Consider the following 18,671-nt stretch of genomic DNA (forward strand, 5'->3'; position numbering starts at 1 on the left):
TCCCCGGCCGCCGCGGGATTCCGGCACCGCCTGCGGGCGTACGGGGCGATCGGGAAGAATCGGGGGCGATGACGTCCCAGCACCACGACCGGCACCACGGCTCCGGCCTGCCGGGCGGCCCCGGCCGGCCCGACTACGCACCCTTCGTCCATCTGACCGTCCCCAACACCGCCCTGTACCGGCAGGTGATGCGGACGTTCACCACCGCCAAGGAGCGGTTCGCGGTGCATCTGCGTCCCGAGGACGTCCAGGCGGCGCTGGAGCCGGGGCCCGGGGAGCAGCCGGCCGACCTGGACACGGTGGTCAAGGCGCTGGACAGCCTGGTGGAGTGGGGCAACCTGCGGGCCGACCCCGACACCGCGCGGGTGACGGCGGTCGAGGACTTCTACCGCAAGCGGTTCATCTACCAGCTCACCCGGGCCGGCGAGGCGGCCGAGGCCGCGCTGGGAACGTACGAGGAGGAACTGGGGCGGCGCGGCGAACTCCAGGCGGTGGCCCTGCACGACATCGTCACCCAGCTCCGGGCGCTGCTGGTGATCGCGGCCGAGGAGGAACCGGATCCGACCAAGGCGTACCTCACCCTGTCCACCCTGACCGCGCGGTTCACCGACCTCGCCGAGAACGCGCGGGCGTTCATGGGGTCACTGCAGCGCACCATCGACCTGCACGAGGTGGAGGTCGAGGCGTTCCTCGCCTACAAGGACCGGCTGATCGACTACCTGAAGCGGTTCATCCAGGACCTGATCACCCTCGGTGGCCTGATCGCCGCCCTGATCGGGGAGCTGGAGGAGCACGACCGCATACGCCCGCTGCTGCGGCTGGCCGCGGCCCGCGAGGCCGCCGACGCCGCACCGGACGAGACCGAGCACGCCGAGCGGGCCGCGTACCGCGGATGGCAGGACCGCTGGTCGGGCCTGACCGACTGGTTCGTCTCCGGGCAGGGGCGGGAGTCGCAGGCCAGGCTGCTGCGCGGCCGGGCCCTGGGGGCGATCCCGCAGCTCCTGGCCGTGGTACGGCGGCTCAACGAGCGGCGCGCCGGACGCTCGGACCGGTCGGCGGACTTCCGCACCCTCGCCCGCTGGTTCGCCGAGGCGCCCGACGACGTGGCGCGGCACCGGCTGTGGCGGGCGGCCTTCGGCCTCCACTCCTCCCGCCACCTCACCGTGGACGCCGACACCCTCACCGCCCGTGCGGCCGACCCGGTACCGCCCACCACCGCCTGGGCCGGGGCCGAGCCGCTGCGCATCAGCCCGCAGCTGCGGCGCACCGGCAGCTACGAACGGCGCGGCAAGCCCCGCAAGGTGGTCAGCCGCGCCGCCGACCGGGCGCGGCTGGCCGGGATCGCCGCCCGCCAGGCCGAGCAGACCGCGGCCGCCCGCGCCCGGCTGGCCACCGGCGGCGAGATCCGCCTCTCGCGGCTCGGCGAACTGGACCCGGCCGCGTTCGGCCTGTTCCTGCGGCTGCTCGGGGACGCCCTGGCCACCTGGCGACCCGGCACGACCTCCACCACGGCCACCAGCAACGACGGCTCCCTGGAGATCCGGCTCACCGCCCTGGCGGACGGTACGACGGCCGAGATCCCCACCCCGGACGGGACGTTCCGCGGCCCCGACCACCTCGTCGAGATCACCGACCTCACCGGGAAGGAGGCCCACCGGTGACCACCCCGCTGGCCGAGGTGCTCGACGGACAGCGCACCGCGAACCTCCGCAAGGCCGCCCGCGCCCTGCTGAAGGAGCCGCTGCTGACCGCGGACGGCCCGTACGGCGACGAGTTCCGCCTGGTGCGGCAGTACGAGGCGGAGTTGCGCGAGTGGTTCGACCGCAACACCGGCTGGCCGTTGCGGGTGGACGCCGACGCCGCCCGGCTGCGCAAGACCCCCGGCACCCTGGACGATCCCACCCACCCCGCGCGCGAGGCCGGCCGGGCCGCGCAGCCCTTCACCCGCCGCCGCTACGTCCTGCTGTGCCTGGCACTGGCCGCGCTGGAGCGGGGCGAGGCGCAGGTCGCGCTCGGGCGGCTGGCCGAACAGGTGGTGCTGGACGCCGCCGACCCCCACCTGGCCGCCGCCGGGATCGCCTTCACCCTGGAGCGGCGTGACGAGCGGAGCGACCTGGCGGCCGTGGTGCGGGTGCTGCTGCACCTGGGCGTGCTGCGGCGGGTGGCGGGCGACGAGGACGCCTACGTGGCCGGGGCGGGGGACGTGCTCTACGACGTGAAACGGCGGGTGCTGGCCGGACTGCTCGCCACCCGGATCGGCCCCTCGATGGTCACCGCCGCGGGTTTCGAGGACCGTCTGGCGGAGCTGACCGCCCAGTCCGCGCTGGACAGCGACGAACTCAGGTTCCGTGCCATCCGCTGGAAGCTCACCCGCCGTCTGCTGGACGACCCGGTGCTCTACTACGACACCCTCACCGAGGAGGAGCTGGCCTACCTCACCCGCCAGCGCGGCTTCCTCACCGCCCGGATCGCCGAACTGACCGGTCTGGTGCCCGAGGTGCGGGCCGAGGGCATCGCCATGGTCGACCCCGACGACGACCTCACCGACGCCCGTATGCCCGAGCAGGGCACCCACGGGCACATCACCCTGCTGCTCGCCGGGCACCTGGCCACCGCCGGTGGGCCGGTGGGCCGGGACGAACTGGAGCGGCGGGTGCGTGAACTGGTCGCGGAGCACGGCAGCTTCTGGTCCAAGTCGGCCCGGGAGCCGGGCGCGGAGGCCGAGCTGGTGGAGCGGGCGCTGGACAGGCTCACGGCGCTCGGCCTGGTGACGGTCACGGGGCGGGAGGTCCTCCCGCGCCCGGCGCTGGCGCGGTACGCGGTCGGCGAGCCCGTCGTGAAGCGGGCCGCTCCCCGGCGGTCGGCGGGTGTGCCCGCGGGCACGAAGGCAAGCGAAAGGCGGCCCACACGGTGAATCCCCTGCCCACCCCCGCTCCCGGGCGCTGGAAGCCCCTGCGCATCGGGCTCGTCGACCTCTTCCACTACGACGTGGAGGAGTTCTGGTTCCGCGACGGCAGGCTGCTGCTGCGCGGCAACAACGGCACCGGCAAGTCGAAGGTGCTGGCCCTGACCCTGCCGTTCCTGCTGGACGGCGACCTGTCGGCGCGCCGTGTGGAACCCGACGGGGACCCGGGCAAGCGCATGGAGTGGAACCTGCTGCTCGGCGGACAGCACCCGCACCCCGAACGGCTCGGCTACACCTGGGCCGAGTTCGGCCGCCTGGACGAGACGGGCCGGCCCCGGTTCCGCACCCTGCTGTGCGGGCTGAAGGCGGTCACGGGCCGGGGTATCGCCCGCCACTGGTTCGCCGTCACCGACCAGCGCGTCGGCGCGGAGCTGACCCTGCTGGACGCCACCGGCACCGCGCTGTCCCGCGACCGGCTCGCGGAGGCCCTCGCCGGGCGGGGCATGGTGTACGACACGGCGAAGGCGTACCGCAGAGCGGTCGACGAGGCGCTGTTCGGCCTCGGCGAGCGCAGGTACGCGGCCCTGGTCGACATGCTGATCCAGCTGCGCCAGCCGCAGCTTTCCAAACGGCCCAGCGAGACGGCCCTCTCCCGCGCCCTGACGGAAGCGCTGCCGCCCATGGACCAGGCCGTCGTCGCCGATGTGGCCGAGGCGTTCCGGTCGCTGGAGGAGGAGAAGGAGGAGCTGCGGGCGGCGACCGAGGCCGAGCGGGCGTCCTCGGCGTTCCTCGGCCACTACCGGCGCTACGCGAAGGTCGCCGCCCGCCGCCGGGCCCGCCTGCCCCGCGCCGAGCACGCCCGCTACGAGAAGCTCCAGCGCGATCTGGTCCAGGCGCAGGCCGAGCGCGAGCGGGCGGAAGCGGACCGCGAGGCCGCGGCCGGGCGGATCGCACAGCTGGAGGAACGCGCGGTACGGCTCGCCGCGCAGCAGGAGGCCCTGCGCACGGGTCCGGAGATGAGGGACGCGCGGGCTCTGGAGCAGGCCGCGGCCGACGCCCGGCGGACGGCCGACGAGGCCGGGCGGGCGGAGGCGGACCGGAGACAGGCCGCCGAGACGCACACCCGGGCCCTGGGGCGGCTGGCGACGGCCGAGAACCGGCTGGACGCCGCCGAGCGGTCACTGGAGGAGATCCGCGCGCACGCCGGCGAGGCGGCCGGGGCCGCCAGGCTGGACGGCGAGCCGCGCACCGCGGGTGCGCCCGGGCCCGAACTGCGCCGCGCGGCCGAGGAGGCGCTGGCCCGCAGGCGACGCGCCGTCGAGCACGTGGAGGAACTGGCGGAGCGTGCCGAGCGCGCGCAGGACGGGCGCCGGGCAGCCCTGTCGCGCGCCGACGAGGCGGACAAGGACCTCGTCCACAGCACCGGGGAACTGGCCCGTGCCGAGGAGAGGGTGACCGAGGAGGGGCGGGCGCTGGTCGGCCGCGTGCGCGACCACGTGCTCGGGTGCACCGAGCTGACGATCCCCGGCCTGCCCGGTCTGCTGGACGGGACACAGGAGTGGGCGGTCCGGCCGGACGGTCCCGAGCCCGCGCGGGAGGCGGCCGCCGGCGCGCACCGCGCCCGGGCGGCACACCTGGCCGACCAGGCGGCGGACCTGGCCCAGCGGCGGCGCACGGCGCAGAGCCGGGCCGCGGAGGCGGAAGCGGAGCTGGCCGCTCTGGAGGCGGGACGTCAGAGCGGTCCCCGGGACCCGTACACCCGCACCCCCGGTGTCAGGGACCGGGCGGCCGGTGCGCCGCTGTGGCGGCTCGTCGACTTCCACCCACAGGTCGCGGCGGCCGAGCGCGCGGGCCTGGAGGCGGCCCTGGAAGCGTCCGGCCTGCTGGACGCCCGGTTGCGCCCGGACGGTGCCGCGTTCTTCGCCGACGGCCACGACGTCCTGCTGGCGCCCGCGCCGGTTTCCGGGATCCCGGCGGCCGGGCCCACCCTCGCCGACGTGCTGCGCCCGGCCCTGGACCACGGCGACACCCGGGCCGCCGGTGTGGGAGAGGAGACAGTGGCGCGGCTGCTGGCCGCGATCGGACTGGGTGAGGCCTCCCGCGCCACCCCCGACGGCAGCGGTGCGAGCGACACCTGGGTGTCGCCGGACGGCCGCTTCCGGACCGGAGCGCTGACCGGGAGCTGGAGCAAACCGGCCGCCGAGTACGTGGGCGAGGGCGCCCGCGAGGAGGCCCGCCGCGCCCGCATCACCGCCCTGCGGAACGAACTGCTCACTTTGCGCGAGGAGTTGACCGGACTGGAGGAGGCGTCCCGCGCGGTGGCGGAGCGCCGCCGCGTACTGGACGCCGAACTGTCGGCCTTCCCCGGCGACGACGACCTGCGCCGGGCCCACGCGCTGGCCGCCGCGGCCGCCGACACGGCCGGCCGGGCCCGCACCCGCCACGACGAGCGCTCCGCCGAACTGGCCGAGGCGGCCCGGGAGGCGGCGCAGACGGCGGCCGAACTCACCGAGACGGCCGCCGCCGTCCAACTGCCCGCCGACCGCACCGGGCTCGCGGCCGTCCGCCGGGCTCTCACCGACCTCACCGCCCACCTCGCAGCCCTGTGGCCCGCACTGCGGGAGCACACCGACGCAGAAAGCGCCGTCGCCGAGGAACGGGCCGAGGCTCGGCGGGCCGGGGAACGGGCCGCCGAGCTGGCCCTGCGCACAGAGGAGGCGGCGAGGCGGGCCGCCGCGGCCGACGAGCACCACACCACCCTGCGCTCCACCGTCGGCGCCGCCGTCGCCGACCTCCAGCGCCGTCTGGCCGAGACCGTCGAGGAGGCACGGCTGTGCGGGCAGGAGCAGAAGCGGGCCCATCAGGAGCATCGGCAGGCGGACGGCCGCGCCCACCGCGCCGAAGGGCGCATCGAACAGCTGGAGGAGGACGTCACCGAGGCCGCGGCGGCCCGGGACCGGGCCGTCGCCGCACTCCAGCGGTTCGCGGCGACCGGACTGCTGGCGGTGGCCCTGCCCGACATCGAACAGCCGGATGCCGGCGGGCCGTGGGCGGCGACCCCGGCCGTCGTCCTGGCCCGCGCCGTCGAGTCCGAGCTCTCCGGGACCGACGACTCCGACGGCGCCTGGGAGCGGGTGCAGAAGCGGCTGAGCGAGGAGTTCGGCAGACTTCAGGACGCGCTGTCGAGGCACGGGCACACCGCCTCGGCCCGCAGCGGCGAGGACGGCATGGTCGTCGACATCGTCTACCAGGGACGCGAGCGCGCCGTGCCGGAACTCGCCGGGGCGCTGGCCGCCGAAGTGGAGGAGCTGACCCGCATTCTGTCCGCGCGCGAACGGGAGATCCTGGAGACCCACCTCATCACCGAGGTAGCCGGCACCCTCCAGGAGCTGATCGGCACCGCCGAGCGACAGGTGCGGGCCATGAACGCCGAGCTGGAGGAGCGGCCGACCTCCACCGGCATGGTGCTGCGCCTGGTGTGGCGGCCCTCACGGAAGGCACCGCCCGGGCTCGCCCAGGCCCGCGAGAGGCTGCGCCAGTCCGCCGACGCCTGGTCGCCGGAGGACCGGGCCGCGGTCGGCGGGTTCCTCCAGGAGCAGATCGCGCGCCGGCACGCCGACGACAGCTCCGGAAGCTGGCTGGAGGACCTCACCGAGGCCCTCGACTACCGCACCTGGCACGAGTTCGGCATCGAACGCCACCAGCACGGCAGGTGGGTCCCGGCCACCGGGCCCGCCTCGGGCGGAGAGCGGGTGCTGGCGGCGTCGGTGCCGCTGTTCGCAGCCGCGTCCGCGCACTACGCCAGCGCCTCCGTACCGCACGCCCCGCGCCTGGTCACCCTGGACGAGGCGTTCGCCGGCGTGGACGACGACTCGCGTGCCAAGTGCCTGGGGCTGCTGCACGCCTTCGACCTGGACGTGGTGATGACCAGCGAGCGCGAGTGGGCCTGTTATCCGCAGGTGCCGGGCGTCGCCATCGCCCAGCTCTCGCGCGTCGACGAGATCTCCGCGGTCCTGGTGACCCGCTGGGAATGGGACGGAACGCGGCGGTCGCGGGGCGCGGAGCCGCAGGCGTACGGTGAGCCGGAACACGCCTTCCCGGCCGCCGCCTCCACCGGTACCGCCGTCACCGAGAAGCCCACGGCCCAGGACTCCTTGTGGACATGACTCCACGCCCCGGGCGGATCGACGCCACCCGCCTCACCCGCCTGCTCGGCGTACCCGAACTGGCCTGGCTCCTCGACCGCGCCCGGCACCGGATGGCCCGCGGCCGCCCCCTCACCGGCGCGGTCGCCCTGACCGGTCCCGACGAGGCCCAGCGGGCGGCGGTGGAGCGCCTGATGGGCCGCGCCCCGCGCGGCGGCCGATCCCTGACGGTGCGCCTGGAGACGGTGGACGAGATCCTGCGCCGCTCCGGTGTCAGTCCGGACGGGCTGGCCGCCGCCGTGACCGCTCTGACCGGCCCCGTGACCAGGCTCGACGAGACGCGCCGGGCCGAGGCGGCGGCCTGGGAGGAGGCCCACGCACCGCTCGGTGAACTCGGCGCCGTCCGTCCCGAACTGGCCGACTGGACCACCCGGGTACGCGGAGAGGGTCTGACCCGCCGTCTGGCCCGGACCCCGGAGACGGCCCGCGCGCTCCTGGCGGACGCGGCGGCGGCTCTGCGGGCGCTGCCCGCCGACCCCCCGGTCTCTCCGGCAGCCTTCGCCGCCAGGACCCTCGGCAGCGCCCACGCCCTGGACGACGGCAGACCGCTTGCCACTCTCGTACTGTCCGGGATACGCGCGCTGACCGGCTTCGCCGACGGCTCCGGAGCCCGGTGGCGGCGCGAGGCGTGGGCCTCGGCGGGACTGCTGAAGGACGAGCTGTCCTCCACCGTCCTCACCCTCAACCTGCGCGGCACTCCGGCGCTGGACTGGTCAGCCGGTGCGGGCGAGCCCGCCGTCCTCACCCTGCGCCAACTGGCCCGTGACACATCCTTCGTGCCGCACGCGGCCTCCGGACGCGTCCACGTCTGCGAGAACCCGGCCGTGATCGCGGCGGCGGCCGATGCCCACGGCCCCGGCTGCCCGCCCGTGGTCTGCCTCCAGGGCCAGCCCTCGGTCGCCGCCCTCACCCTGCTGCGTCGCCTGCACGCCCGGGGCGCCCGGCTCCTGTACCACGGCGACTTCGACTGGGGCGGGCTGCGCATCGCCGCCGCACTGGCCCGCGCCGTTCCGTGGCGGCCCTGGCGCTACACCGCCGCCGACTACCGCACCGCCGTCACGGCATCCGGACTCCCCGCACTGACGGGCGTCCCCGCCGAGTCCCCCTGGGACCCGGACCTGTCCGGTGCCCTCGCCGAACTCGGCGTGCGAGTCGAGGAGGAGACGGTCCTCGACGACCTGCTCTCCGACCTCGCGCCTGCTCCGTGAGGCCCGGGCCCGGTAGGCGACCCGGCCCCGGCTCCGGGCCTCCCACGATGGGGCCGGGTGTCATGCCCTCCCCGTCGGACGAGGGGCGCGTTGGAGGCCGGGAAGTGACGGCAGCGGGAGGGCGCAGGCGCCCGGGCCAGGTCCGCCGAAGCCTGCCCGGCAGTGGTTCCAGGAGCGGCCCTCCCCGTGTCCCCGGGAGCAGGACGCCCTGGAGCGTGTGCGGCGCCTGCTGCCGGAGGCCGAGCCCTACCGCGCTTGGGCCGCGTTCTCCTTCACCGCACGGTCGGGCCGTGTCAACGAGTGCGACCTGCTGGTCCCCGTCCCCGCCGGCCTGTTCCTCATCGAGATCAAGAGCCATCCCGGTGAGCTCCGCAACACCGGCTCCCCCTGGAGCCTCCACGCCCCGGACCGCACCAGGACCGTCACCAACCCGCTGTACTTCAACGACCTGAAGTCCAGTGAACTGCGCGGCCGGCTCCAGTGGGCGGCCCGCAGGCTGGGGATGAGCGACCGGACCGTTCCGCGCGTCGAGCCCGCCGTGTTCCTCTCGGCCCCGACCTGGTGAGCCATCTGGACGAGGTCCAGCGGATCCGCGTCTACGGACGGGACGACGGCGGCAGCGGGCTGGACCGCATCCGGCAGGACCTCCTCGGCCTGCCGCCCGAGCAGCCGGAGCGGCGGATCACCCCCGAGTTCTCCCGCCACGTCCTGCCGCGCCTGCTGGAGACCGCCGGCATCCGGCAGTCCACCGGGCACCTGCGGTTCGGGGACGCCTGGCGGATGCGGCCCCACCCCCTGGACGCCGGCCCGTCATGGGAGGACCGGCTGGCCGGGCGGGACGACGGCCTCGTGCGGGAGGAGAGGCTCGCCTCCGCCGACGAGTTCCCCGGCCTGCTGGACGCGGCGGAGCCGGCCGCCGTCCTGCCGGACTCCCCGGCCTCCGTGTCCGCCGATCCCCTGGAGGCGCAGCCGGGGCAGACGCCCGACGCCGAGTGGACGGTGCGGCGCGTGCTCGGCACCGGCGCCACGGCCCGTGCCCTGCTGGTGGAGCGGCCCGTCCACGATGCCGGGGAAGCCGGGATCGCTCAGGATGCCGAGAGCGCCGTCCGGACCGAGGAGCGGGTCTTGAAGGTCGCGCTGGACGACGACGAGGCCGAGCGGCTGCGCGCCGAGGAGCATGCGCTGAGACTGGTCGGCGGCGGTGCGGCGGTGCAGCTCCGCGACGAGGGGCCGCTCTCCCACCACGAGCTGGAGCGCTTCGGGGAGGACCTGTTCCAGGCCCTCGACCAGCTCGCCGCGAACGGCGTGCGCCACCGCGACATCGTACGCCCCTCACGCTGGCCGAGCACTTGGAGGAGACCGGCACCGCCGCCTCGATCGGATCGGTCGGCGACGCGTACGACAACGCACTGATGGGGTCCACGAACGGCCTCTTCAAGACCGAGGCGATCAAGCCGCAGCGGCCCTGGGATCCCTCGCCCAGGTCGAGCCGGCCACCGCCGAGTGGACCGACTGGTACAACCACACCCGTCTCCACGGTGGGATAGGGCACATCCCGCCCGTCGAATACGAAGCCAACCACTACCTGAGCACCATGAAAGCCCAGGTCACAACCAGCATCTGAGATCTCTGCCGAACCCGGTGCGGTTCATGTCGGTTCATTTGAGGGTGGCGAGGTGGTCGGATTTGCCGCCGCGCCATTCGATGAGGAAGATGGTCGCGTCGTCGCTGGTGACGTCACCACGTTCCCGTTTCAGGGTGTGGGAGAGCGCTCTGGTGACGGCGCGTGCCACGGTGTGGTCACGCAGGGTGCGGTTGGTCCACTCGATGAGCTGCTCCTCGCCGAACTGTTCCTCGCCGGCCTGGTGTTCTTCGATCAGGCCATCGGTGAAGCAGAGCACCTGGTCTCCGCGTTGCAGCGCCCACTCGCTGACCTGAGGCTGGTCACCGCCGAAGCCGACGGGTAGCGTGGTGGGGCTTTCCAGCCGGTCGACCACGGCGCGGTCGCGGATCAGCAGCGGCGCAGGGTGGCCGGCGTTGACCACTTGCAGCTGCCCTGTGACGATGTTCAGGCACATTATCTGTGCGGTGACGAAATGGTCGGGACCGAACTGGTCGTCGATGGCCTGGTCCATGAACGTATAGATCTCGGACAGTTCGATACCGGCACGACGGGCGTGGCGGTAGGCGCCGATGGCCACCGTCGCCATGGTCGCGGCGGTCAGGCCGTGGCCCATGGCATCGATCATGGCGACGTGCAGGACGTCCTCGTTGAGCGCGTAGTCGAAGCTGTCGCCGGCCACGTTGTAGGCGGGCTCCAGAATCCCGGCAACCTCGACCTGTGGGACGGCCATCGACAACGGGGGCAGCAGCGACCACTGCATCTCGGCGGCCACATCCATAGGGGCGCTGCGGCGCGCATCGAAGAACTGGTCGGTGTAGGCGTTCTTGGTGACGATCATGTCGGCGACCAGGCCGGCGAGGCGCCGTAGCAGCCGCCGGTCATCGTCATCAACGTCATCGACGGTAACGATCATGACGCCGACCTGGTCGCTGCCGTCCAGCAGCGGCAGGTACATCCGCACGCCGCCGTCCTGTGGCACTTCCACGGTCCTGCGATACAGGAATGCCTCGCCGGCAGGGGAGCCTTCGACCGGTTCGGGCTCACCGGCGACTAGCCATCGGCCGGGGAGGGGTACCAGGAGCAGCTGTTCGTAGTCCTGCAGGAGGATCGAGACGTCGCGTCCTCCGATGGCGGCCACCTCCTCCGCGATCAGCGGGGCGATCAGATGCGGAGGCATCTCGTGGGCGCGGTCCAACAGCAGCCCCAGCAGGCGTTCACCGAAGCCCTCCGACCGGTCCGGTTTGGCCTTGTGTGGTTTCTGTTCACCTTCCGCCATCGGTCCGGCCTTCCCTTGCTTCGTTCGTCCCGCAGGCCGTGCCGGGCGGCGCGTTCATCGAGCGGCCCGGCACGGCCTGGGCGGCCTGGAGCCGGTAGAAGTTCAGTCCACACAGTCTGACGGGGCCAGTCGGCCCAACGTGCCCATTGCACTGAATGCGGCATGTCGCAGGGCCTTGGGCCAAGGCCCGCATCCATGTCGCCCACGACTCCGTACAGGACCACCACGGTCCCGGACACCAGCAGGTGAACACCGACGACCGTCAGGCCGATGGCGCGTCCCTTGCCCAGGAAGGCGAAAGGAACGGCCGCCCGTATCAGGATCAGGGTGATCCACGGGATGACCACCAGAATCATGGGAGTGCTCCTCAGCCACTGAACTCCGGCTTGGGTTTCATACTGGCGTCCACGCAGAAGTGGCCGCCGGGGTTGGCATCGGGGGCGTCAGTTGGTCGATTCCCCGGGGGTTCTCGCTCCGGCCGCCGCCTGAGTGGCAGGCACCATATGCGGTCCCCCGCCATCGGGGCCGGTCGGATCCCGGACGAAGGCGGTGCTGAAGAGCTCGAGATCACCTGTGATCACCGGTGATCACAGGTGCGGAACTGCCGGACGGTCTGCCGTCGAGTCCCATGGCCTTGCCGTTGTGGTACAGGTACTGGCTCGGCATGTGGCTGGAGCGGAGCAGCAGGCGCCCGCTGCTCTTGCGGATGGTGCTGTCCGTGCAGGACTGGAATTCCAGTTCCTGCCGGATGGACGGGGCGATGCCGCAGAGGGATCCGGTCGTCCCGCGCCGGGGCGGGGTAGGGGGCTGCGTCGCTCATCTCCGCCGCCCAGGCCGACCGCCCGCGCGTCGACCGCGAACTCGGCCATGCGTACGCCTCCCGCATGCGCCCGGCCGAGTCCGTCCGCGAACCTGCGCGGTTGCGGACGCGCGAGGGCTTACTGACCGAGCACGCCGACGAGGTCCGCGAGCTGCGGAGGACTCTGGTCCCCGCGCTGCGCCGCCCCGCCAGCGGCCCGCTCGCCCGCTTCGGCTTCGGCCGCGGGGATGTCGCGGTTGCGGCGGGCGCGGTACCGGTGGCCGGCTCGTCCGCCGTGTCCACCGAGGCAGGCGTGTCGACCGGCTCCGTTTCAGGTGGCGCGGCGGTCGGGGCGGGAACGGGGGCGGCCGACTGCCCGTGGGGCGTCCCCGGGCGTACGTCGTCCAGCAGCCGCAGGAAGGTGCGCTCGTCGACGACGGGTACTCCCGCGGCGACGGCCCGCCGCGCCTTCGCCGAGCCCGACGCCTGGTCGTTGGCGACCAGGACGCCGGTGTGCCGGCTGACGGAGGTCATCACGTTCAGTCCGGCGGCCACGGCGCGCTCGGTCAGCTCCGCGCGGGAGACGGCCGTCTCCCCGGTGAGGGCGACCTTCATCCCCTGCACCAGCGGACCGCCCGGCGACAGCCGCCCGGGGCTGCGGAAGGCACACGGTGTCTTGGGAGGCTTCGGCGCGAACCGCGAGTCCCGCCGGAGCGGGCAGGGCACGAGTGGCAGGGGCAGTCCGAGCCGGGCCGCTTCCCGCAGGGAGGCGCGCAGTACGCCTGCCAGTACGCGGGTGTCGTCCAGCGCGCCATGGGCGCGGAGCTGCGGAACTTTGTAGTGGGCGGCCAGCGTGCCCAGCCTGAGGTCCTCGGTCGGCGGGTCCACGCGCCGGTTCGGCGCCGGGGTGCCCAGCCGCCGCGAGACCGGCAGGGACCTGCGCGCACGGGCGAACTCGTGTGCCAGGAAGCCGTACGAACTGCACGTTGTGGGCGACCAGGACGCGGCCCTCCAGCATGGCGGCGATCCGTTCGGCGACCTGCCCGAAGACCGGGGCACCACGCCGCCGCCCGGCGGGCCGGGCGGCGGCGGAAGGTTGTGAGCGCCCCCGGCAGGACTCGAACCTGCGGCCAAGCGCTTAGAAGGCACCTGCCGTGTTCGCATACGCATCCCGATGGCCTGCAAGAACACCGCAGGTGAGACGGGGCTCCCGCAAACCGTGAGACGTGTGTGGGACGCGGGCTGCCCGGTTGTTGGCGATTCGCCTTCCTCGCTGAGCGCTCCAGCCCGCGCGGAGACCACGGTCCACTGGCCTCGCCATGTGCCGTCGGTGGCGGAACACCCCCGCTCGCGCGGGGACCACGCACGATCCAGCCCGCCAACCTCCTCCATGGGGTCCAGTCAAGGTGACCCCAAAGTCATCACGGGATGATCTTGGTGCTAGGGGTGCAGGGTGATCGGGCTTAGTCGATGTCGGTGTCCGTCTCCGGAGCCTTTCGGGCGTTGTTCCTGAGGTTGGCGAAGGGCAGAGCTCCTCCGTGAAGTTCTTTGAACTCGTCGATCAGGTCCTGCTCGGCCTCACCCGCATCGTCCTCGATCGTCGGCCGCCAGGCGACGAGCAGTGCGTCCGAGTCGGCCAGCTGCCAGATGTAGCGACCGCCCCAGTGGCCGGCCAGCAGGCCGGTGCCGTGGCGGCGGTAGTCGGCAAGCCGCTGATTCAGTCCGTCCTTGCCCGCGGCCTTGCCGATGTACACGACCGTCGCCCCGTCCACCCAGGCGTCGTGAAGCTTGTCGGCGGTCACGGACGGGTCGCGGCCCTTGAGGTGTCCGGCAGGGCTGCTTGGGAGGAACGACGGGGGCGAGGTGTCAGTGCGGATCACCACGTAGATTCCGTGCTCGGTGGGGACGTTGCTGCCGGACAGTTCACGGAACGGCACGAAGCCGCGGAAGCCGCGTGCGATCAGGGTCCTCTGGATCAGTTCTGGTGCCGGGCTCATATCAGGCATCGTGCCAGGCGCAGCTGACAGTCCTCGGTGGTGGGCGTCGTACCGCAGCCGGGCGGGTCAGGACAATGACCTGCCCCGCCCGGGCTTGGTGAGATCGGCACCTGGTGCTGGGCCTTCTTGCGGTGGACGCGGATGCTGGCGGGGGCACCGGAGTGGTTGCAGTCCGCCCCGGGACACCGCTCCCAGCAGCCGTTCCCGACAGCCGTCTCGGTGACGGTCCTGCCGGAGGAGTGGACCGGCGCGACCGCGTCGCGCTCGAACTCCTCCGAGTACCGCCTGCTGCGGTTGCTCCTGCTTCCCACCCGGCACTACTTCCTCCGGAACCTCACGTCCCAGTCTCCAGGTGTCCAACATCAAGGGGGAGGTTCACGGTGTCACATCGGCGCCTTCTCTGATTCGAGTGGGCGAGGCAACCGTTGGGCCAGCAGGGCCGCATGATCGTGTCAACTGCGCGTGTGGCGGTCGGAAGGGCGCACTTCGGGCCCCAGCGCTCGTGGACAACGGTCAAAGGGTGTTCCGTCATGGCGTGGCAGCGTAGATGCGAATCGGCCGGCCGCAGCTCGGGTCGGTGCCTGTGCGGACCAGGCGCATGCCGAGTTTGTGCATGATGCGGGCCGAGGCGTCGTTGCCGGCTTGGTGGATGCTCAGTACGCGTTGCAGGCCGCGTTCCTCAAAACCGAAGCGTAGGACGGCGCGGGCGGCTTCCGTAGCAAGGCCGCGGCCCCAAAAGGATTGCCCCAGGCGCCAGCCGATCTCCACTGCGGGCAGCACCTCCGGGAGGAAGGTGGGCACTGACAGGCCCGTGAAGCCTGCGAGTTCGCCGGTGGCCCGGACTTCCACGGCGAACAGTCCGAAACCGCGGGTCTCCCATTCCTCCTCCCAGGCCGCGATCGCTTCGCGGGTCTGTGCCCGGGTGCGTACCGAACCGTCGCCGATCCAGCGCATCACCGCCGGGTCGGCGTTGATGGCGGCCATGGGATCGATGTCCTGCGGGCGCCATGGACGGAGCAGCAGGCGAGGGGCTTCGAGCGTTACTGTCACGTGTGGATCCGTCAGGCCGCGAAGGCCGCGTCGGCCGCCGCGCGTAGTTCCTTCATGACTTCGATGGTGTCTCGGCCACTGTCGAACAGCACGCTGTTCACGAGGGCTCCGACGGCTCCGCTTTGCGCGGCCGTGTGGATGTGGGCGGCCTCGCCGATGCCTCCGTCGAGTACGACGGGTACGGGGAGTGCGCAGATCTCTTCGAAGGCGGCGCGGTCGCCGATGCCGGTCCCCGAGCTGATGGCGGAGCCCATCACCCGGAGCAGAGGGCAGCCGGCGTCGTATGCCTTCTTGGCGGACTCTGGGTCGTTGGCGAGCAGCGGGAGTACCACCAGGGAGGGCTCCCAAGCCATCAGTTCCCGGGCTGCCGCGATGACGTCGGCGTCGTTGGACCGGCGCAAGCGGTCGTCGAGCACCTCGAGCTTCAGGACTCGCTCGCCGGTCATGTCGAAGGCGGTCTTGGCTGCTTCCACGGCTGCGGCAGTGGAAGTGCGCAAGTTGATGTTGAGCATCGTGACGTAGCCGTCCAGGTCGACGTGCCGGCCGATCTCGGCGTACGTAGCGCCGGCGAAGCCGTGCTCAAGAGCGTCGGGGTCGCGGGTCGCGTCCAGGCGGTGGGTGTTGACGGGCAGCACATTCGTCCTGGACGTCTTGAGCATCTGCAGTACGAGGGGTAGCTCGGCACGGTGCCGTTCGGTTCCGAAGCAGTGCCAGAAGTGGTCGAGCTGCAGGCCCGCGACGTGGATGCGGTTGACCATTCTCATTCCTCGCTGTGATGGCTTGCGCGTGCCTGAAAACTCCGTGCAGAGTCGGGCTCTTCGAGGCTCGGAAAAACTACCTAACTCTCGCGCTGCCAAGAGTTCCCGTGAATACGGAAAAGCCGCACCGAAGCCGTCCGAACCGATGGAACTCCGGATCTCCCGGGTTCGTCAGGACGGTAGCCCGAGTGGGCCTGGTCTTGTCCAGTCCTGTCCGGAGCCCAGGTGAAGTTGGCTTGAATTTGGCGGTCAGAAGGCCCTCTTGGTCGCTGATGTCCGTCGTAAACCCTGTGAAAGGGACAGAGTGGTGTCACTTTTCCGCCGCGCAGAATGAGGCTCAGGGAAAATGCCGACCGCTCTTGTCGCGCCGCGTGCCTGCGAGTTAGCGTCCGTTCGGCCCTCGAAAGCCCCGGGGGTGGAAGGAGGTGCACGTGCATGTCCAACGCGAGCTTCCAGGACGACCTGCTCGACCCCGAGCAGGCGAAGAAGGTGCAGCAGGCATTCGAGGAGGCTTCTTCCGCGACTGAGGAAGAGGCTGAGTAAGTGATCGCACTGGTGGTGGCGTCGTACGGCGCCACCACCAGATCGGCGTCGTAACTACGTACAGCCCTGCGGAGGAAAGATGACGGCCGAGCCTCGGGCGGTCGGGGAAATGACCCCGCGGGCCCCGGATCCCATACCCGAGGTGCGCAACTTCCGCCTGCTGTGGGGTGGCCAGGCGATCAGCCTGCTCGGAAACGAGCTGACCAAGCTGGCCATACCGTTGCTGGCGCTGGGTCAACTGCACGCCTCATCTGCCCAGGTCGGCCTGTTGCGGGCGTCGGGAACGGCGCCCACCTTGGTGATCATGCTGTTCGTCGGGGTGTGGGTGGACCGGCTGCGCCGCCGACCGCTGCTGATCGCGTCGAACCTGTTCCAGGCCGCTGTCCTGATGCTACTGACCGCCCTCGCGTTGTCCGGGTCGCTGTCGTTCGTGATGCTGGCCACGGCGGCGCTGGCGCTGGGCGCGGCCGGCGTGGTCTTCGAGGTCGCCTACCCCAGCTTCATCCCCACCGTGGTGCCCACCGAGCGACTGCCCAGCGCCAACGGCCGGCTGTTCGGCGCCCAGTCGGTCGCGGAGGCGGCTGGACCCGGGCTGGCCGGAGTGCTGGTGGCCTGGTTCGGAGCCGGCTGGGTGCTGCTGGTCGACGCCGTCAGCTTCGTCGTCTCCGCCGTGACGGTCCTGGCCATCCGGGTCCGGGAGAGCGTCCCGGCCCCGTCGGAAGGCCGCCGCGTACTGGGCGAGATCAAGACCGGCATGCGGGCCTTGCTCGGTCACTCGCTACTGCGCGCCACGGTGTTGGCCGCGGGGCTCTACAACTTCTGGGAGAGCTCGCTGGCCACCGTCTTCCTGGTACACGCGGTCCGCGGCCTGGGGATCAGCGAGGCGACGCTGGGGCTGATCCTGGGCGGCGGCAGTGTCGGCGCCATCGTCGGCACCGCCGTCTCCGCGTTCGTCGTACGCCGCTACGGCCTCGGGCCGACGCTGGCGGTGAACTTCACCGCCGGCTGCCTGCTGCCGCTGCTACTCCTGCTGCCGAACGGCAACGGTCTGGGCACGGTGGTGGCTTTCACCGTGATCTTCTTCAGCACCACCTTCTGCATCGCCCTCTACAGTGTGCAGGCGCTGACCGTGCGCCAGGCGGCGACCCCAGACCACATGCGCGGACGGGTCCTGGCCAGCGGCTGGCTGTTCATCCTCGGCTCGATCCCACTCGGCGCACTGCTGGGCGGCTTCCTGGGCGGGCTCCTCACCCCGTGGACGGCGCTGGCGGTCTCCGCGCTTGGGCTGCCGATGGCCATGCTGTTCCTGCTGCCCTCGCCGGTACCGCGGCTGACCGGACTGCCGGCTGTCGAGCATCAGTACTGGGAGCGGTTCGAGTGAGCGGCGACCGACAGAGGCTCGCCACCGCGCCGCTGGTCGCCGGATGCTGGTCCTGGGGGGACCGGCGTACCTGGGGCTACGGCGAGCGGTTCGGTGACGACGAGCTGCGTGAGGTGGTCGCGGAGCTCACCACCGTTGACGCCGCGTACTTCGACACCGCGGAGATCTACGGACGTGGCGCCTCAGAGCGGTTGCTGGGCCGTCTGGCTCCCGATGCGGCCGTGTCCGGCAAGTTCTTTCCGTATCCGTGGCGATGCACCTACGGGCAGTTCGCCCGCGCGCTGCACGCCTCGCTGCGCCGGCTGAGGCGGCCGCGGATGTCGCTCTACCAGATCCACCACGACGTCCCGGGCGCACTGCTGAAGCGTTGGACCGACCACCTGGCGCGGGCCCGGCGCGAAGGGCTGATCGAGCAGATCGGCACCTCCAACCTGCCGCCCGTCACCTTGGCTGCCGTGGCGGACCGGCTGGCCGCGCAGGGCGAGCAGGTAGCAGCTCACCAGGTGCGCTACAACCTGTGTGATCGCCGCGTGGAGAGCGACGGGACGCTGGAGTTGTGCCGGGACCGCGGCATCATAGTCCTCGCCCACAGCGCCTTGGGGCAGGGGCTGCTCGGCGGCAACTACCGGCCAGGGCACCAGCCGCTCGGTCGTCGGGCTCGGCATCTGACCGAGCCGCTGCTCAGGCAAACACAGCCGGTGCGGGACCTGCTGACTCGCTTCGGCGGGCGGTACGGCGTGTCGCCCGCGGCGGTGGCGCTGTCCTGGCTGCGTGGCCAGGGCGTGGTCCCCGTGGTCGGCCTGCGCGACGGGCGGCAGGCGCGCGAGGCGTTGGCCGGCTGCGCGCTGCGGCTGCCGGAGGACGTCCGTAGCACCTTGGACACCGTCACCGCTCCTTGGCGGGGGACGCCATGACCGGGCAAGCT

The 18,671-nt window shown here is 72.3% G+C and carries 14 protein-coding genes and 1 pseudogene; 9 read left to right on the plus strand and 6 right to left on the minus strand.

The window, feature by feature from the left end; translation table 11 throughout:
• Positions 1-68: 68 nt before the first annotated feature.
• The 7 genes from ACGRHY_RS18085 (at position 69) to ACGRHY_RS18115 (ending at position 9,942) form a co-directional block, all read left to right on the plus strand.
• On the plus strand, positions 69-1,661 hold the full coding sequence (locus ACGRHY_RS18085) for a TIGR02677 family protein (RefSeq protein ID WP_394636359.1): 1,593 nt from the start codon (positions 69-71) through the stop codon (positions 1,659-1,661).
• Entirely contained in the window at positions 1,658-2,914 is a 1,257-nt protein-coding gene (locus ACGRHY_RS18090; RefSeq protein ID WP_394636360.1) for a TIGR02678 family protein, read from the plus strand. Before ACGRHY_RS18085 ends, ACGRHY_RS18090 begins: the two co-directional genes overlap by 4 nt.
• Positions 2,911-7,071 carry a TIGR02680 family protein gene (locus ACGRHY_RS18095; RefSeq protein WP_394636361.1) on the plus strand — a complete coding sequence of 1,387 codons (4,161 nt, stop codon included), beginning with the start codon at positions 2,911-2,913 and terminating at the stop codon, positions 7,069-7,071. The genes ACGRHY_RS18090 and ACGRHY_RS18095 overlap by 4 nt, the downstream gene beginning before the upstream one ends.
• Complete coding sequence (locus ACGRHY_RS18100) at positions 7,068-8,318, plus strand: TIGR02679 family protein (protein WP_394636362.1); 1,251 nt, start codon at positions 7,068-7,070, stop codon at positions 8,316-8,318. The genes ACGRHY_RS18095 and ACGRHY_RS18100 overlap by 4 nt, the downstream gene beginning before the upstream one ends.
• Positions 8,319-8,535: 217 nt before the next feature.
• On the plus strand, positions 8,536-8,883 hold the full coding sequence (locus ACGRHY_RS18105) for an NERD domain-containing protein (protein WP_394636363.1): 348 nt from the start codon (positions 8,536-8,538) through the stop codon (positions 8,881-8,883).
• Positions 8,880-9,731, plus strand: a complete 852-nt coding sequence (locus tag ACGRHY_RS18110; protein WP_394636364.1) for a hypothetical protein — start codon at positions 8,880-8,882, stop codon at positions 9,729-9,731. Before ACGRHY_RS18105 ends, ACGRHY_RS18110 begins: the two co-directional genes overlap by 4 nt.
• Positions 9,732-9,783: 52 nt before the next feature.
• Positions 9,784-9,942 carry an integrase core domain-containing protein gene (locus ACGRHY_RS18115; RefSeq protein ID WP_394638106.1) on the plus strand — a complete coding sequence of 53 codons (159 nt, stop codon included), beginning with the start codon at positions 9,784-9,786 and terminating at the stop codon, positions 9,940-9,942.
• Positions 9,943-9,976: 34 nt separating this feature from the next.
• Here the strand turns inward: ACGRHY_RS18115 and ACGRHY_RS18120 are convergent, their stop codons facing one another.
• The 6 genes and pseudogenes from ACGRHY_RS18120 to ACGRHY_RS18145 form a co-directional block, all read right to left on the minus strand.
• Positions 9,977-11,218 (minus strand): PP2C family protein-serine/threonine phosphatase, encoded by a 1,242-nt coding sequence (locus tag ACGRHY_RS18120; protein WP_394636365.1) that lies wholly within the window; start codon positions 11,216-11,218, stop codon positions 9,977-9,979.
• A 1,116-nt stretch (positions 11,219-12,334) separates the two neighbouring features.
• Positions 12,335-13,086, minus strand: a pseudogene (locus tag ACGRHY_RS18125) (exonuclease domain-containing protein); the annotation flags it as partial.
• A 394-nt stretch (positions 13,087-13,480) separates the two neighbouring features.
• Entirely contained in the window at positions 13,481-14,014 is a 534-nt protein-coding gene (locus tag ACGRHY_RS18130) for a hypothetical protein (RefSeq protein ID WP_394636366.1), read from the minus strand.
• Positions 14,011-14,325: a hypothetical protein gene (locus ACGRHY_RS18135; protein ID WP_394636367.1), complete on the minus strand. Its 315-nt coding sequence runs from the start codon at positions 14,323-14,325 to the stop codon at positions 14,011-14,013. The genes ACGRHY_RS18130 and ACGRHY_RS18135 overlap by 4 nt, the downstream gene beginning before the upstream one ends.
• 217 nt (positions 14,326-14,542) lie before the next feature.
• The gene (locus tag ACGRHY_RS18140) at positions 14,543-15,037 is read right to left on the minus strand and encodes a GNAT family N-acetyltransferase (RefSeq protein WP_394638107.1); all 495 of its coding nucleotides are present in this window, start codon (positions 15,035-15,037) and stop codon (positions 14,543-14,545) included.
• Between the two features lie 38 nt (positions 15,038-15,075).
• Complete coding sequence (locus tag ACGRHY_RS18145; RefSeq protein WP_394636368.1) at positions 15,076-15,822, minus strand: beta/alpha barrel domain-containing protein; 747 nt, start codon at positions 15,820-15,822, stop codon at positions 15,076-15,078.
• Between the two features lie 622 nt (positions 15,823-16,444).
• On the opposite strand from ACGRHY_RS18145, the gene ACGRHY_RS18150 reads away from it, so the two are divergent.
• Positions 16,445-17,746: an MFS transporter gene (locus ACGRHY_RS18150; RefSeq protein ID WP_394636369.1), complete on the plus strand. Its 1,302-nt coding sequence runs from the start codon at positions 16,445-16,447 to the stop codon at positions 17,744-17,746.
• A complete protein-coding gene (locus ACGRHY_RS18155; RefSeq protein ID WP_394636370.1) occupies positions 17,743-18,660 on the plus strand; it encodes an aldo/keto reductase in 918 nt (305 codons plus the stop codon). The genes ACGRHY_RS18150 and ACGRHY_RS18155 overlap by 4 nt, the downstream gene beginning before the upstream one ends.
• Positions 18,661-18,671: the final 11 nt, after the last annotated feature.

It is taken from the genome of Streptomyces shinuiensis (assembly GCF_043660855.1).
Lineage (GTDB): Bacteria > Actinomycetota > Actinomycetes > Streptomycetales > Streptomycetaceae > Streptomyces.